The 15,123-nt window shown below is 56.4% G+C and carries 13 protein-coding genes; 1 reads left to right on the forward strand and 12 read right to left on the reverse strand.

Annotated elements, in window-relative coordinates; translation table 11 throughout:
* Positions 1–78: 78 nt before the first annotated feature.
* The 12 genes from HBA55_RS01375 to HBA55_RS01430 form a co-directional block, all read right to left on the reverse strand.
* On the reverse strand, positions 79–1,101 hold the full coding sequence (locus HBA55_RS01375) for a LacI family DNA-binding transcriptional regulator (protein ID WP_166985949.1): 1,023 nt from the start codon (positions 1,099–1,101) through the stop codon (positions 79–81).
* A gap of 54 nt (positions 1,102–1,155) precedes the next feature.
* Positions 1,156–2,277, reverse strand: a complete 1,122-nt coding sequence (locus HBA55_RS01380; protein ID WP_166985952.1) for a Gfo/Idh/MocA family protein — start codon at positions 2,275–2,277, stop codon at positions 1,156–1,158.
* Positions 2,274–3,362 (reverse strand): Gfo/Idh/MocA family protein, encoded by a 1,089-nt coding sequence (locus tag HBA55_RS01385; protein WP_166985955.1) that lies wholly within the window; start codon positions 3,360–3,362, stop codon positions 2,274–2,276. Before HBA55_RS01385 ends, HBA55_RS01380 begins: the two co-directional genes overlap by 4 nt.
* Positions 3,363–3,374: 12 nt before the next feature.
* Positions 3,375–4,076, reverse strand: coding sequence for a 3-keto-disaccharide hydrolase (locus HBA55_RS01390; protein ID WP_166985958.1), 702 nt, complete (start codon positions 4,074–4,076; stop codon positions 3,375–3,377).
* 6 nt (positions 4,077–4,082) lie between these two features.
* Positions 4,083–4,784: a gluconate 2-dehydrogenase subunit 3 family protein gene (locus HBA55_RS01395; RefSeq protein WP_166985961.1), complete on the reverse strand. Its 702-nt coding sequence runs from the start codon at positions 4,782–4,784 to the stop codon at positions 4,083–4,085.
* A complete protein-coding gene (locus HBA55_RS01400) occupies positions 4,781–6,469 on the reverse strand; it encodes a GMC family oxidoreductase (RefSeq protein WP_166985964.1) in 1,689 nt (562 codons plus the stop codon). The genes HBA55_RS01395 and HBA55_RS01400 overlap by 4 nt, the downstream gene beginning before the upstream one ends.
* A gap of 230 nt (positions 6,470–6,699) precedes the next feature.
* Positions 6,700–7,974, reverse strand: coding sequence for a TRAP transporter large permease (locus HBA55_RS01405; RefSeq protein ID WP_166985967.1), 1,275 nt, complete (start codon positions 7,972–7,974; stop codon positions 6,700–6,702).
* Positions 7,971–8,474, reverse strand: a complete 504-nt coding sequence (locus tag HBA55_RS01410) for a TRAP transporter small permease (RefSeq protein ID WP_166985970.1) — start codon at positions 8,472–8,474, stop codon at positions 7,971–7,973. Before HBA55_RS01410 ends, HBA55_RS01405 begins: the two co-directional genes overlap by 4 nt.
* 16 nt (positions 8,475–8,490) lie before the next feature.
* The gene (locus HBA55_RS01415; protein ID WP_166985973.1) at positions 8,491–9,510 is read right to left on the reverse strand and encodes a TRAP transporter substrate-binding protein; all 1,020 of its coding nucleotides are present in this window, start codon (positions 9,508–9,510) and stop codon (positions 8,491–8,493) included.
* A 6-nt stretch (positions 9,511–9,516) separates the two neighbouring features.
* Positions 9,517–10,311 carry an HpcH/HpaI aldolase family protein gene (locus HBA55_RS01420; protein WP_166985976.1) on the reverse strand — a complete coding sequence of 265 codons (795 nt, stop codon included), beginning with the start codon at positions 10,309–10,311 and terminating at the stop codon, positions 9,517–9,519.
* A gap of 96 nt (positions 10,312–10,407) precedes the next feature.
* Complete coding sequence (locus HBA55_RS01425; RefSeq protein WP_166985979.1) at positions 10,408–12,987, reverse strand: TonB-dependent receptor; 2,580 nt, start codon at positions 12,985–12,987, stop codon at positions 10,408–10,410.
* A gap of 236 nt (positions 12,988–13,223) precedes the next feature.
* On the reverse strand, positions 13,224–13,631 hold the full coding sequence (locus HBA55_RS01430; RefSeq protein WP_166985983.1) for a VOC family protein: 408 nt from the start codon (positions 13,629–13,631) through the stop codon (positions 13,224–13,226).
* A 228-nt stretch (positions 13,632–13,859) separates the two neighbouring features.
* On the opposite strand from HBA55_RS01430, the gene HBA55_RS01435 reads away from it, so the two are divergent.
* Positions 13,860–15,086 (forward strand): nucleoside permease, encoded by a 1,227-nt coding sequence (locus HBA55_RS01435; protein ID WP_166985986.1) that lies wholly within the window; start codon positions 13,860–13,862, stop codon positions 15,084–15,086.
* The last annotated feature ends 37 nt before the right edge of the window (positions 15,087–15,123 follow it).

Below are 15,123 nucleotides of genomic sequence, written 5' to 3' on the forward strand. Positions count from 1 at the left end.
AATACATCATTTTGAGTCATTTTGAGGCAAAAAAAAGGCGCGCCCCGCTCAGAGCCCGCCCCCTTTCCACTATGATTGCTAATAGATGTTCTCAGACAGGTATATCTCAACCTTGGGCTGTTGCACCCCCAGCATCAGCTCATCGCCAAGTTTGTAGTTCAGCAGAATATCCACGGCGCTGTACACTTCCTGCTTGATGTCCTGGTTGATCACGGCATCCAGAGTGCCGTTGACCAGCAGGCGGCGGGTGGCGTCATTGAGCTCATGGGCGACAAAGACGATATCGTCCTGATGACCACTCTCCTCCAGCGCCTGGGCGATACCCAAGGTGCCGCCGCCAACGTTGTAGATGCAGGCCAGATCCTTTTCTTCCGCCAACAGTTCCCGTGCATGCTCCAGGCTCTTGGCGTCATCATCCAGCACTTCGGGCATTTCCAGCACCCGAAAACGGGGAAAGCGCTCGCGAATCATGCTCTTAAAGCCGGCTTCCCGTTCCTCGTGGCCGCGGTAGCTGTGGCTGCCCACAAACACGGCGACCTTTTTGCGCTCAGAAGCGGTAAGAAAACGCCCCATCAACAATCCGGCGGTGCGCCCGGCGGAGCGATTATCGATACCGACATAGGCCAGGCGCTCCTGAGAGGAGATATCCGATACCAGACTGATGACGCCGATGCCCTGGTCACTGAGGTTGCGGACGGCATCCCGGACAATCGGGTGATCCAGGGCCACAAACGCAATGCCGTCGGTGTTTTCGCCCACCTCCAGCAGTTTGTCGGCCAGTACCTGCGGATCAAAACCCACCACTGTGTGCACGCGTACTTCGGCCTTCATGCTGGCGAAAATCTTGCCGAAGTTCTTGATCTCTTCGGCAAAGGTTTCAAAGTACTTGGTTTTGGCGACCGGGAAGACAAAATCGAAGATGTAGCTGCTGGGGGGCTTTTCGGTGTCTTCCGGCTCGATCAGGTAGCGGGTGCTGTAAAGCGCGCGAAAGACTCGATCAACCGTGGCTTCCTTGACGTTGCCCCGCTTGTTCAGCACCCGGTCTACGGTGGCACGGCTGACGCCCGCTTCCTTGGCTACATCGTCTAAAGTGATCTTCATATTTTCGCCCGGCTGATGATGTCCTTGCCGGAATTCTAGCATTGAGGCTTTGCCTCAGTCACCCGCTCCATTATGAGGCACAAAACGGGTACTCACCTCAGCGGGATCAACTGGTCGGCCGGTGGCCGCGGATTCCAGGGCGGCAAAGCACAGTGCCAGGCCCTTTAGACTGGATTCGGCGCTTGCCAGCGGCGCGCGCTGATCTTCGATGGCACACAGCAGGTCGGCCATACTGCCCTTCAACGCGCCGGGAAACCAGTCGGAATCCACCGCGACCGAACCGGTGCCCTGATCATTAACCACCTCTACCCGCTCGCCACCCAGTGAGGTTCCCGCAAAATGGATGCGCCCCCGGGAGCCGACAACCTCAAAGCCACTGGTATCGGTGTAGCGGCTGCTGGCACGCAGGTTAATGGTGGCCTGCACCGAGCCGAAGTCAATCAGCACCGACACCAGCGTCGGCGCCTTAACCAGCTGACCGTCCCGCGAGCCGGTGATGGCGTATACGCTGCGAACCTTGCGATCGGCAAACAGGAAGGCGATCAGATCAAACCAGTGGATGGCGAAATCATAGAGAATCAGGTCGGGGTCCTGCCCCAGGACATGATCGCAGAAGATTTCGTCATGCCCCCAGTAGACGGTAAAGTCGGCCGCGCAGAGCTCACCAATCTGATCCTGCGACACCAGTTTACGCAGCGCCCGAAAGTGACCGGCCCAACGCCCATTCTGGTTAACCGCCAGAGTAACACCCTGCTGCTCGGCCAGACGCGCCAACTCGACACCCTGCTCCAGGTTTTCCACAAAGGGTTTTTGGCTGAGCACATGTTTGCCCGCCAACAGTGCCCGCCGCACATAATCCGGTCGAATATTCAGGTGCAGGGCGAGGTCCACGACGGTCACTTTTGGATCCTTCAACACACTGTCATAGTCAGTGGTAACAGCAGCCTGGGGAAAAAATTCATCCCGCGCCGCCTCGGCAGAGGCCAGCGTGGCACTGCACAACACCACCACATTCCAACCAGCGTCGCGATAGGCCTGCAGTTGGGTTTTTCCGATCGCACCACAGCCCACCAACGCAATACGGTGATCTTGTGAACGCGGCATAGGCAAAGGTTCAACCCGTAAATCCAGAAGCTTGCCTTCACTCTTGGACTGCTCACCATAGGGGTTGCTCATGATGGATCTCCCTCATTATTTGCAACAGCAATCGGTCGCCGCTCTCTGGCGCTGTGGGCGGCGGCATCAACAATGCGCTGCCCTCCCAGGGAAATATTCGATCCGCAGGGTCCCTGCAGATCACCGCCCTCTGCCAGTACCTGTTCCAGCAGGGCAAAGACATCTTCACAGTGGCTGAAATCATCTACAGGAACATCCCGTACTTCTGGCTGTTCACGGGTCTGCAGGCTGACGCTCTGCGCATAGTCACGGCTGCAGATGGTGCCCTCGGTGCCCACAATCACAAATCCACAAAACGGCTGCGGCTGGGTCACCCAGGGATCGGTGAAGGTTCCCCAGCGGGTTTGCAGCGTAGAGAGGCCGCTGTGATAGCGGGCCACGACCACGCTTTGCAGATCCACCTCAAAGCCGTCGGGCACATGAGATACCGCCTGCACTTCAGTGGGCAGTTCACCATCACGAAACCAGGTCGCCAGGGTGGCGCCGTAACCCAGGTAGTCAAGCAACGAACCGCCGCCGGCGTCGGCCTTGAACCACCAGCTGTCCTGGATATTCACTGGCTCTTCCACTTCTTTTTTGGCGTGAAGGTGGTATTGAGGACCGCGATTGCCATCGTAGTAATGCACCTCGATCACCTCGCCGATGGCGCCGTCATCAATCAGCCGTTTGCTGGTGCGATGGGAAGCGTACCAGGCCAGAGGCCAATTAATGGCCAACTGTACCCCGCCAGCACGTGCCGCTTCGATGGCTCGCTCAGCATCGGTGGTGGAAACCGCAAAGGGTTTCTCCAGCAGAATATGTACACCCCGCTCCGCCAGACGTTCACTCCAGAGGGCGTGCTCAGCGGTGGGAGAACAGACGATGGCCAGGTCCGGCTGTGTGTCTTCCAGCAGCGTGCTCCAGTCATCGTATCGCAGGGCGGGGTCAACACCGATATCGTCACACACCTCGTTCATGCGCTCGACCCGGGTGTCGTACACCCCCACCACTTGGTAGGCCGGCGACTTCATGGCCAACGCCAACTGATCGCCAATGTGCATATGATCGAAGCAGAGCCCAACCACTTTCAGTCTGGATGTATTCATTAACGCCTACCCTTAAAGTTCGCGAATTCGGATATTGCGATACCACACGGGATCGCCATGATTTTGCAATACGATATGCCCCTCGGGCTGGCGGCCAAAGCCGGGCAGTTTGTTGAATTTACTGCGTTCCAGACGTTGACGCCAGTCAGCAGAGTCCAGGTTATAGGCGACAATGCGGTGACCGTTAAGCCAGTGTTCCACACGATTACCGAGAACGACAATGCGAGTGCTGTTGTACTCCCCCGCGGCTTTTACCACCGCTGTATTGGGTGCATAGAGATCGAATACCGAACCTGCCAGCCAGTGGGGCTTGTCCGCGGCACGGGGATAGTTGGCATCATCCAGCAATTGATACTCCATGCCGGTTTTCCAGGCCAAATCGCGATCGTCGGCTACCCGATAGAGGATCCCACTGTTGCCACCTTTGTCGAGCTTCCATTCCAGGTAGAGCTCAAAGTCGGTGTATTTCTGCTCGGTCATGATGTCGCCCGCGCTGCGCTGGTCAGTCACCAGCGCCAGCGTACCGTCTTGCGCCGCCCACACATTTTTCAGCGACTTGCCTTCCATGGCCTGCCAGCCATTGAGGGTGCGACCGTCAAACAATGGCTGCCATTTGCTGCTGACAGGGTTTTGAGCGGATGAGAGACAGGCACTTAACAGCCCGCTCATAATGACCAATAAAAGGATTTTCAGACGTTTGCTTGTTAACAACATAAATCTTTACACCTGTTGCTGTGGCAGACCCATACCGGTCAGCACCTGGTTAATATGATCAAGCGCTTCGGGACTCGCGCCGGGATAATCGCCGGCGATCGGCTGGTTGCCAACAAAGTTCAGATCCCGAATGCCCTCCTCGGTGGTATAGAAAGCCCCGAGCGCCAACCAACGCAGGCGGGCAAAGAATCTGGTCTGGGGCTGCAACCTGTGCGCGACTTTATCGGCGTAGGCGATGGTGTCGAGAATAGACGCGGCCTCTCCCCTATCCAGATCAACAAAAGAGCGCTGAAATTGATCCAGCGCCTGCTGCTCCAGCCACAACAATCCCTCCAGTACAATTTCCCGGTCCTGTTGCTGCTGCGGATAAGGCGCACTGACCCACTCGTCAATAAAGTCGGGCACTCCCACGTCGCTGGCCGCCGGCGAGTGCTCGTCCCGGGGCAGAATCAGGTCGCATACCCTGGCAGTAATTTGCATCTGTGCCTTGCTCATCGTTTTTGACCAGGGCACCAGCGGGTGAATCATGCTGGCGTCCTGACCATAACCTCCGCCGCTGATCGCCTTGGCCACGCCCAGATCGGCGCGGCGTGATGTCGGTGTCACGGCCGGTGTACATCCATAGGTCATCAGAGATGCACCCATCACCGAGGCCATCCATTTTAACGTGGTGCGGCGATTTACCTTGGGCTGATACCTGTCGCTCATAGCTCCCCCTTGCTCAACTGCTGCGCGAGATACTCAGAGTTTCTCATGGCCAGCATCAGGATGGTCAGTGTCGGATTCTTGTGGGCCTCGGAGGCGAACACCGAACCGTCCATCAAAAACAGATTGTCCGCATCCCAACACTGACCGTACTGGTTAGTAACCGACAGCGTCGGGTCATCACCCATGCGCGCCGTGCCCACTTCGTGAATGCAGGTACCGCCCGGCGACAGAAAATCGTCTTCTTCGGGCAGGGTTACGATTTGCCCCTGTAAACGCTCTACCAGAGTGAGAATGGTCTGACGCATATGACGGGCCTGGCGTTGTTCCTGGTCCGACCACTTCCAGTGATACTTGAGTACCGGAATGCCCCACCGATCTTTGACGTTGGGATCGATTTCGCAGTAGCAATCGTCCGAGGGAATCATCTCGCCTTGGGCGATAAACGTCATGGTACTGCCAAACTGCGAGCGCACTTGTTGCTTCAGGTCGCGACCGTAACCGTCGGCCAAATCCGCTACACCCCCCAACCCCATACCGGGAGGTTGACGACCTCCAAAAAAGATCAACTGGTACCCGCGTTGAAAATCCAGTTCGCCGCGAGCCTGCTCCTGATACAACCACCAGGGAATGTGTAAGTGAGCCGACGCCGCACCAAATTCGTCGTAGTTGGGGCGACCGTCCAGCGCCGGGAAATAGGCCACCACCGGTTTGGACTGAGGATTGTCGAGCAGGTTGCGTCCCACCTGCCCACTGGTGTTTGCCAGACCATCAGGGTGATTTTCAGAGGTGGAATTGAGCATCAGGCGCGCGGTTTCGCAGGCACTGGCTGCCAGCACCACCACACGCGCGTGCACCTGGTGATGTGTATTGGTGGCTTGATCAATAAACTCGACGCCGTTGGGCCTGCCGCTACTGTCGGTTAACACCTCGCGCACCATGGCGCCGGTTTTGATGTTCAGCTTGCCGGTTTTTTTCGCCATGGGCAGCAGTGACGTGGTGGTCTGAAAGGCAGCACCGATGGAACAACCGCGCATACAATGGGTGGCGTAAAAACAAGCGGCGCGATCATCCAGTGGGCGGGTCAATACAGCGCGATTAACCGGTACGCAGGGAATGCCCAGCTCGTCACAGGCCGCTTTCATAAACAACTCATAAGCCCGTGGCGCGGGTGCCGGCTGGATGGCATCAGGGGCGGAATCCGGGTGATTTTCCAAGCCGTCGTTGCGACCGTAAACGCCGATCAGTCGCTCGGTTTTATCGTACCAGTCAGCGATGTCTTCGTAGGCAAAGGGCCAGTCCACCCCCAGGCCATCTCGGCTTTTGGGTTTGAAGTCGTAGGGCCCGTAGCGGGGAGACCAGCGCGCCCAATGATTGGTGCGGCCTCCCAGCATGCGGGTACGAAACCAGTTGAATTGCTCGCCGTCGGCGTGAGTATAGGGCTGGCCCTCGATCTCCCAACCGCCGTTGTGAGTGGCCATATAGTAGCCCTTGGGGCGATCCGGCGTTGCGGCGCCACGCAGGGGGGCGTCGCGTTCCATCTGGAACATGGGGGTTTCACTGGCGGGATCGTAGTCGCGCCCCGCCTCCAGCATCAACACCCGGTAGCCGGCGTGGGTGAGCATATAGGCGCTCATGGCACCGCCGGCGCCCGAACCCACAACAATCACATCGTAGTTACTCTTCATGCATTATATCCCGGGGATTTTGTCCCCCTGTTGTTATCAATATAGTCCTTGTCCGTTGTTCAATTGTTGCTATTCGCGTGTTAGTCGAGCCTAGCGTCGGATTACGGCTTCGCCTAATCCGACCTACGTAAAAATCGGCTCTTGGGGATTCCGAATACCGGTTACGTGAAGATCGGCTTCCGAAGACCCGTAGGTTGGATTAGGCGAAGCCGTAATCCGACAATCAGCAACTACAGATTCACTAACGACATCGAGATCGCCGGTATAAAGGTGATCAGCAATAACGCCACCAGCATGGCGCCGATCCAACCGACCACCGCGCGCGACAGTTGCTCTACTCTGACGCCACCCACCTGCGCGGCCATAAACAGATTGGCACCCAGTGGTGGCGTGACAAAGCCAATCGCCAGGTTAACGATCATGACAATACCGAAGTGCACCGGACTCAGACCCAGGGCAGTGGCGATGGGTAGCAGAATCGGCGTCAGAATAACCACCGCCGCCAGGGTTTCCATAAAGGTGCCCACGATCAACAACAACACATTGATCGCCAGCAGGATCAACACGGCATTTTCCGTCAGCCCCAGAATAAACTGGGCAATTTGCGTGGGTATCTGCTCCAGGGTCAGTATCCGTCCAAACGCAACGGAGGAGCCCACAATCACCAGCACCGTACCGGCCAGCAGTGACGACTCCAGAATGATGTCGAAGACTTTGCCGGGCGTCAGTTCCCGGTACACGTGCAGACCGAAAAACAGCGCATAGGCCACGCCAATGGCAGCCGATTCGGTGGGGGTGAAAATCCCGGAGTAGATGCCACCGAGAATAATCACCGGCACCACCAGTGCCCAACCGGCATCGCGGATAGCCTGCCAGCGCTCGGCGGCGGTATATCGACGTTCATCACCAGCGTAGCCGCGACGACGGGATTGCAGATAGCAATAGCCGATCAGCACCAACCCCACCACAATCCCCGGCACCACACCGGCAAGAAACATATCCGTGACCGAAACTTCGGCAGTGATGGCGTACACAATCATCACCACACTGGGCGGGATAATAATGCCGATACCACCGGAGGTGGCCACAACCGCCGCGGCGAAATTGCGGTCGTAGCCACGGCGGGCCATACTCGGAATCATGGTCAGACCAATCGCCGCCACAGTGGCGGAACCGGTGCCGGAAACGGCGGCAAAAAACATGCAGGCGACAATGGTGACAATCCCCAGACCACCGGTATAACGCCCCAGAAACACTTCCGCCAGGTGCAGCAACCGTCGCGACACCCCGCCCTGACTCATCAGATTTCCCGCCAGTGTAAACAGCACCACCGCCAGCAAGGGAAAAGAATCCAGACCCGACACCAGTCCCTGTACCAGAAACTCCAGGTTCAGGAACGGCAGCTGAGTAATGGCCAGCATGCCCGCCACCCCCAGTGCGATGCCGACTGGCACGCTCAATAACAACAGAACAAAAAAACTGCCAAACAGAATACCGGCGGTCATGCTTCCACCCCTTCAATACAGCGGTTATTGTCGATCGTGCGGATGCGTTCACGCAACCGCACGATCAGGCGCACCACACCCAGCACGGAACAGACCACCACCGAACTGTAGAGAACGGCCACCGGCACTTCGGTGGCCGGTGCAATCTGCCCCAGTTCCAGACTGCGCTCAATCACTCCGCGACCGACATAAACAATGGTGACGAAATACCCCAGGAAAATCAGATCGGCACAGTTAAAAGCCAGCATGCGCAGATTTTCGGGCAGGTGGTCCACCAAAAACAGAATGCGGATATGACGTTCGTCGCGAATGGCGTAACTGATGCACAGATACATGGCCCACACAAACAGGTATCGGGCAATTTCCTCGGCCTGGGGCATAGACGCATCGAACAACCGCAACAGAATCTGCAGGCAAATCAGTGTCGTCATGGCGGAAATCAGTACCACGATCAGAGTCGGTTCAAACCTTGCTTCCAGGGACCAGAATAATCGTTTCATGGTTACCTCCTGCTCCCTAGAGAGCGTTGATGTTTGCCACAATGTCATCGAACAGTTCAGCACCGGTGCGCTCGCGCAGCATGGCGAAGACGGCGCCGTTCATGGCTTCTTTCATCTGTGCGCGAACCGGGGCGGCCACTACGTTGACACTCATGCCCTGACGTTGCAGTTCCTCCACAATCGAACGGTTCTGGTCGCCGGCCAGTTGCCGCTGGTAATCGATAGTCTTGCGGGCGGCCTCACTCACCAGCTGCTGATGCGCGGCGCTGAGCCCGTCCCAGAACACCTTGTTGGCAAACCAGGTGTAGTTGGTATAGGTGTGTTCGGACAGCGACAAATATCGTTGCGCCTCGTAAAAACGCTCTGCGAAAATGGAATAGGTGGAGCATTCCTGAGAGTTGATCAATCCTTGCTGCAGTGAAGTAAAGATCTCTCCCCAGGACAGTGGCGTCGGCAGGGTATTCACCGCTTCCCACGCCTGTATCTGGGCCGGATTGCTGTTGGCTCGAATTTTCAAGCCCTGCAGGTCTTCAAATTGCTGAACCGGCCGCTCGTTGCTGGTCAGACTGCGAAAGCCCACTTCCATAAACCCCAGACCGTGAAAACCCTTGTCTTCCATGGCCTGCAACAGCACCTGACCCACATCTTCATGGTCCAATGCCCGGTGTGCATGCTCCAGATCCCGGAATAAATAAAAGAGATCCAGAACATTGAATTCCGGCACGATGGAGGTGAGCAATACCGAAGCTCCGAAGGTCATCTGCAGGTTACCCTGCTGTACCATTTCGGTGGTTTCGCGCACGTCGCCCAACTGTCTGGCGGGATAAATCTGGACTTGCACCTTGCCGTCAGAGTTGGCTTCCACCTCTTGCTCAAACAACAACATCGCCTGATGCACCGGCGAACTTTCTTTACTGTCGTGACCGATGCGAATAATGACCCGATCCTGGTCTACGGCGTTGCTGAGTTGCAAAAAGCCGGTCAGGGCGCAGGTGCACAACAACACGGCCAACAGCAGATTTTGAATTCCGCTCATAAGCTTTTACCGTGCTCCGTACAGCTGATGAAATCTGGCCATCACCTCGGCCCCCATGGCGGCCAGGGCGGTGGTATCCTGCATCAACACCAACCATTGGTAACCCCGCTGATAGAGCCGCTCGGCCTGTTCCCAATGGCTGGTGACTGTGCCAAGAAATTTGTCTGACGCCAGCACTGCCGCTTCAATACATTCAATGGCCTGCTTGACTTCCGGTCGGCCCGGCTCACCGGGGAAACCCATACTGGTGGCCAGATCCATGGGACCAATAAAAATGCCGTCTAGATCCGGAACCTCGACGATGGCATCAATATTGTCCACCGCTTCGGGGGTTTCCACCGCCACCACTACGGCGATATCGTCGTTGGCCTGTGCCAGATACTGCTGCACATTTTGCCCGTAACCAGCAGCGCGGGGGCTGCCTGCGGCGCCGCGAATCCCCAGCGGCGGATACTTACAGGCGGCCACGGCGTGCTCGGCTTCGGCGCGATTATTCACGTGGGGAATCAACACACCTTGTGTGCCGGTATCGAGTATTTTTTTGATCGCCACCGCATCGTTGGCGGCGGCACGTACAAACGGAATCACACCGGTGCCCTGCATGGCCTGTTGCTGCAGCAGCAAATTGGCGTAGTCACCGGGGGCGTGTTCCATATCAATCATCAACCAGTCGAAGCCGGCCCGAGCCATGATTTCGGCGGAAATATTACTGGTCAGTTGCAAAAACGCGCCGGCGGTTTTGTCGCCCCTCTTCAGCCGCGTTTTTACCGTATTTATAGACCCAACCGTATTTAAAGACATAGTCACGGCCACCTTGTCAGTGTGAAAATTGAAAACAATTCGGAAAAAGTGGCTGCCGCCGATCGGACGGCAGCCAAAGGGCGATAACTGACCGAATCAGAAATCGTAACTGATGGAGGCCATCCAGGTGGCACCGGCGATGGGTCGCGCAAAACCATAGGCCAGGGCGTTTTCGGTGCTGGTGGCGCGAGGGTTACCCTCGTTATAGCAGACCTCGTTGGTGATGTTCTTACCTTTGATCTGCAGTGTCAGAGCATCGCTGATCAGGAAGGAACCCCCCACGTCCAGGGAGCCACAGGCGTCAAACTCGACGATATTGTCGTTGGCCCCGTAGCGTTTGCCCAGGTAGTGGTAGGTCATAAACACATCCAGTTCGTCGGTGACGTGGAACGTGGGTGACACGCGAACCTGGGTGTCCGGTGTACGTGCCGGGGTGTTGCCCTTCCAGCTCTGGATCGACGGGTTGGAGATGGCACCCAGCTCAGCGCTCTGGAAGACACCTTGCGCTTCAAGAGTAATCCAATCGGTGGGGCTCCAGCCCAGGTCAAATTCAACACCGGTCACTTCCAGCTCCGCGGTGAACAAGCGCTGGGAACCGGAGGCGTCAAAGCCCAGTCCGCCGGTCAGCAGGTTGTCAAAGTTGGTCTGGAACAAGGTTGCCGAGGTGTTGATTACATCCCCCTGGTAGCGGATACCCAGCTCCACAAAACTCAGTTCACTGACCGGCGTATCCAGGCCGTTATTGCGAATGTCACCCAGGCGATCGGCACGAGGGGTTTGGAAGCCCTCGGCGTAACGACCGTATACTGCCAAGCCTTCGTTGATCACATAGTTAAAACCCAGGGTCCAGGCCAGTTCGGAGTAGTCCGACGAATGCGTGTCAGTAACACCACTACCGAACTGGCGGGTGGCGTAGTTGTTGGCAAGAATGTTGTCCACATCATTGCCATTGGCATCAAAGGCGCCGGCTACCGCATAGCGATTACCCAGGCCGGTCAAACCAATCCCCTTGTACTCGGCGTTTTCATAGCGCAGACCGGCATCCAAACGCAGATCATCATTGACCTGATATTCGTCGTTGACGTAAAACGAGTAGGACGTCAGCTGCATGTCATCGTTGCCGCGCCAGTGACCATGCTTGACCACACCGCCATCGCTCAAATAAGCCTGCACGTTGCCATTGCCATCCACCGCAACGATATCCAGTACATCGGCGTCACTGTCACTCACTTCGCTCAGGAAAAAGCTGGTTTGCAACGCTCGCTTGTGACGGATATCCGCGTACAACAATCCGAACGACAGGCTGTTGTTGTCGGTGGTAAAGGTAAAGCGGGTATCGCTCATGATCTGCTTGCGCTCGATGGGCTCGTTCAGCGCGTTGAGAATCTGCACCAGACCATTACCGCCGATAGTGTCCATGGCCGCATCGCCCTCACAGACAAGCTGCTTGGAAGACACATACTGGAAACAGCGCTGGGTGCCGGCATTGGCGGCATAAAAGTCACCCACACTGCCGTATCCGGCACCAAAATCCATACCATCTGCCAAGTAGTTCTCAGCGTCCATCAGGCTGTTGGCACCGGCGGAACCGGTCCAGATACCGTTGAAACTGCGGTTCAGGTCGGTCACGCGGCTGGCGTGACGGAACGACCAGTTTTCATCCAGCTCCAGATCGAGACTGACGGTCAACACATCGGCTTCGGTGTCGGCACCATCCTGGGCGTTGGCTTCCACGCTGGAACCATCGGCAAACAGGATACGGGTACGGCTGTTCTCGAAGCTGGTGGTATTACCGTGGTTGAGATCAAATCCGGGAATTTCTTTCAGGTCACCACTTTGATCACGATACAGCGGCAGCGGCAGCACAAAGGAGTTGCTCTCCGAGATATGTTTGTACGACAGGTTAAGCTCACCGTTCTCCAGTTCGCGGGTTAGGTTCAAGCGAATCTGACCACCGCGCTCGGCGGTAAAGCCGGTATCGCGAGGCGTGCCACCGGCCTGCCAGTAACCACTCACGGCCAGCTTCCAGTCTTCGGCCAGAGGGCCGCCCCAGAAGAAGTCAGCGCGGACGTTTTCATAGTCAGTGGCGGTCAGCTTGAGGGTACCTTCGGGATCATCGGTGCCCTTTTTGGTGATGTAATTAATGATGGCACCAGCGCCGTTCGGAGCCAATACGCCGGAAGTCCCGCCCCGGGTGGCCTCAAAACGCTCGATGCCAATATCGTAGCGTTGCACGGCATCAACAGTGTAGCGGTCGTAGGAAACCGGAAGGCCATCTTCCTGGACGCTAATAAATTCAAAGTGCTGGCTGGCGGGCAAGCCGCGTACACCAACACTGTTGGACGTCTGGCCACCGGAGTCCTGGGCGTAGAGACCGGGCACGGATTTTACGGAATCCGCCAGACCGAAGGGGGCCTGACGAGCCAGATCCTCGGCACTGACCTGGGTTACGGCCACGGACGACTCCAGTACGGTAATACCACGCCCGGTGGTACCAGTAACGATCACCTCTTCCAGCGCGGTTGAGACATCGTCCAGTTCTTTCATGAGCTCAGCTTGGCTGTCAGCTGCAATGGCGGCAGACAGCGGGGACAGTGCAAATATCGCGGCCGCACCCAATGACAGTTTGCGGATCAGGGCGCTGGCAGGCACTGCATTTTGATTATTGTTAGACATCTTTGACTCCTCCAACAGAGACACAAATATTCGAGTAAATCACTTTGTGAATTTCGTTATTTTCAGCATCTACTTTGTGTTCGCTTTGGTTATGTCAGCACCTCCTGCGCAACGCGGCTGTTTGGCGGCAGCCCCGCGAACCATTGCTAAGATGGCTCTATGGGTAAAAGCCTACGCCATGATTTATTTTGAGTCAATATGCATCATTTTGGGATAGGCGAAACGCCAATCCTCAATCACTGACCATCATTAAACTGAAGTTCCACGCACACCTGATCCGGACCAACAGCGAACAGCTGTTGTATGGCAGTACCGGGAACATCCACCTTTTTGAACTTGATGTCGCCCTCGTTAAAACGCCGTTCATAGTCGGCAATACCGCTGGCGGAAAGCGCAAAGTGATGGATGCGGCCTGTGGCCTCCCGCTGGTCACCCTGGCGCTCCACCAGATGCACCACCGGCTTGTCGTGGGCGTACAACCAGGCACCTACGGAATCAAATGGGGGCCTCCACCCCTCCACCAAACCCAGCACATCTCTATAGAAGGTGATGCTTTGCTGCAGGTTTTCGGTTTCGATATTGATGTGATCCAAGCCACCGATCATGTGTTCTGCCCCTGTGATATCCGCTGGCGACGTTGCCATACCCTCATAATGCCACAAAATGATTTATTTGGAATCATTTTTTGATCTTTTTTGATGTAAAAGTTGTTTTCCGGATAAATTTAGAGAGAAACCAACCATTTAACCACCCCTTGGCCACCCCCAATAGAAGCGCATAAAGATTATTTGATTCTTTTTGATGCATTAACTATCATTATTACATCATTTTGAATCAGCAATGAATCAGACCTAGCCAATCAGGAGAGCCCTATGAGCCCCCTCCATATCCGACTTTCCGGCATGATGTTTCTTCAGTTTTTTATTTGGGGGGCTTGGTTTGTCACACTTGGCTCTTTTCTAGGCCGTGGCCTGGGTGTCGGCGGCACAGAGATAGGGATGGCCTATGGCACCACCGCCATTGCCGCCATGGTGTCGCCTCTATTGGTGGGTGCGCTGGGGGATCGCTGGCTGCCCCCGGCCCGACTGCTGGCTATCCTGCATCTGCTCGGCGCGGTGCTGCTCTGGTACCTGGCGCAAACCCGCAGCTTCGACACCCTCTATATGCTGCTGATGGCCTATGCGCTGCTCTATATGCCGACGCTGGCACTGGCCAATACCGTCTGCTTCCAGGGGCTGGCCGACGGGGAGCGGGAATTCCCCAAGATTCGGGTGTTTGGCACCCTCGGCTGGATCGCCGCCGGTATCCTGGTGGGGTTTCTCGCCATAGAAGAAACCGCGACACCCTTTGTCCTGGCCGCGGTCAGCTCCCTGATCCTGGGGATTTACTGCTTTACCTTGCCCGATCAGGTGCGTACCTCTGCTGACACCCCTGCCGCCAATTGGCGTCAACTGCTGGGGCTCGACGCGCTGGCGCTGCTCAATGATCGTTCGCTGCTGCTGGTGTTTGTGTGCTCGCTGTTGATCTGTATCCCCCTGGCGTTCTACTACAACTTCACCAATCTGTATCTCAACGATCTGGGTATCGAAAACGCCGCCGGCAAAATGACCCTGGGCCAGGTGTCCGAGGTGCTGTTTATGCTGCTGATGCCGCTGATGTTCCGACGCCTGGGCATCAAGGCCATGTTGATGATCGGCATGGGCGCCTGGGTGATTCGTTACGGCTTGTTTGCCTATGGTTTTTCCGGTGAGGGCGTCAATTGGTCCATCTACCTCGGTATCCTCTTGCACGGAATCTGCTACGACTTCTTTTTTGTCAGCGGGCAAATCTACACCGACCGGGTGGCACCTCGGCAATTACGCGGTTCTGCCCAGGCCTTGCTGACGTTTTGCACCTACGGTGTCGGTATGTTTATCGGCGCCTATGCGTCCGGCTGGATCGTCAGCAGCTTCACCACAGAACAGCGACTCTGGGAGCAGATCTGGCTGGCACCGGCCGTGATGGCGCTGCTGGTGCTCTGCGTTTTCGCATTGCTGTTTAAGGATTCAACCACAGAGACAGAACAACAAGGCCTCAGGCCGGCAGGCGAACAGACCTGATCCAATTCAATTGTGTTTTATTTTTCAGTGAGGGAGA

Source organism: Pseudomaricurvus alkylphenolicus, assembly GCF_011683955.1.
Lineage (GTDB): Bacteria > Pseudomonadota > Gammaproteobacteria > Pseudomonadales > Cellvibrionaceae > Pseudomaricurvus > Pseudomaricurvus alkylphenolicus.